The sequence below is a fragment of the Ochrobactrum sp. BTU2 genome, from assembly GCF_024539785.1.
In the GTDB taxonomy this organism is placed as follows: Bacteria; Pseudomonadota; Alphaproteobacteria; order Rhizobiales; family Rhizobiaceae; genus Brucella; species Brucella anthropi.
The window spans coordinates 1-652 of record NZ_JAHWRG010000094.1; the positions used below are offsets into that span (position 1 = coordinate 1).

The following is a 652-nucleotide window of genomic DNA, read 5'->3' on the forward strand; positions in this document are numbered from 1 at the left end:
TATGAAATCCAGGCCATACTGCATCGAAATCTGAAACGATCAAAGCAAAGATTAAAACGGATCCCTGACCCAATCTTCAAATGCATGACGTACCCGAATTACAAAAACTGTTCCGTCTGCTTCAACTTGATAAATAATGAGGTGGGCTTTAAACGGGTGCACCCGCACAGGTGGAGAAATTTCTTCACGTGCACGTGCCATTTGTGGGTTCTTTGCAATTAAATCCAGAGTGTTAAACAACTCTGCATGATAGCGTTTCGCCTGCACAGGCCCAAACATTGCTATACCCTGCTCGGCGATAGCAATGATATCGTCTTCCGCAAGAACAGAGAGTTTAAATTCCATCAGTTGCGTTTCAGAGATTTTTCGGCGTTAGCGAGTGCCACTGCGAAGAGTTCATCCTGTGAACGACTTCCTGGGCCACTTTGTAAGCCCTCGTCAACAAAGCGCTGCATCGCTGCGATCTTATCGCTGCGCATTTGATCTTTACGGATCAAATCGCGCACATAGTCACTCGCATTCGAATAGCGTCCCGTTTTGGCCTGAGCCTCAACCCATTCTTTCATAGGATGAGGGAGCGATACGTTCATCGTTACCATCAAATTCTCCCTTCACTGCAATTAAAATCGCAGATTGGCAAAGTTTGTCAATG

2 protein-coding genes are annotated in these 652 nt (G+C 45.9%); both read right to left on the reverse strand.

Translation table 11 applies throughout. The features are described from left to right. Positions 1-51: 51 nt before the first annotated feature. Positions 52-345: a type II toxin-antitoxin system RelE/ParE family toxin gene (locus KWJ32_RS28170; protein WP_256886631.1), complete on the reverse strand. Its 294-nt coding sequence runs from the start codon at positions 343-345 to the stop codon at positions 52-54. Continuing rightward, the gene (locus KWJ32_RS28175; protein WP_151610664.1) at positions 345-599 is read right to left on the reverse strand and encodes a type II toxin-antitoxin system ParD family antitoxin; all 255 of its coding nucleotides are present in this window, start codon (positions 597-599) and stop codon (positions 345-347) included. The genes KWJ32_RS28170 and KWJ32_RS28175 overlap by 1 nt, the downstream gene beginning before the upstream one ends. Positions 600-652: the final 53 nt, after the last annotated feature.

What these genes read in the sequence shown, in the direction of transcription:
- KWJ32_RS28170 (WP_256886631.1), bottom strand. Translation starts at nt 345, where the DNA reads ATGGAATTTAAACTCTCTGTTCTTGCGGAAGACGATATCATTGCTATC.
- KWJ32_RS28175 (WP_151610664.1), bottom strand. Translation starts at nt 599, where the DNA reads ATGGTAACGATGAACGTATCGCTCCCTCATCCTATGAAAGAATGGGTT.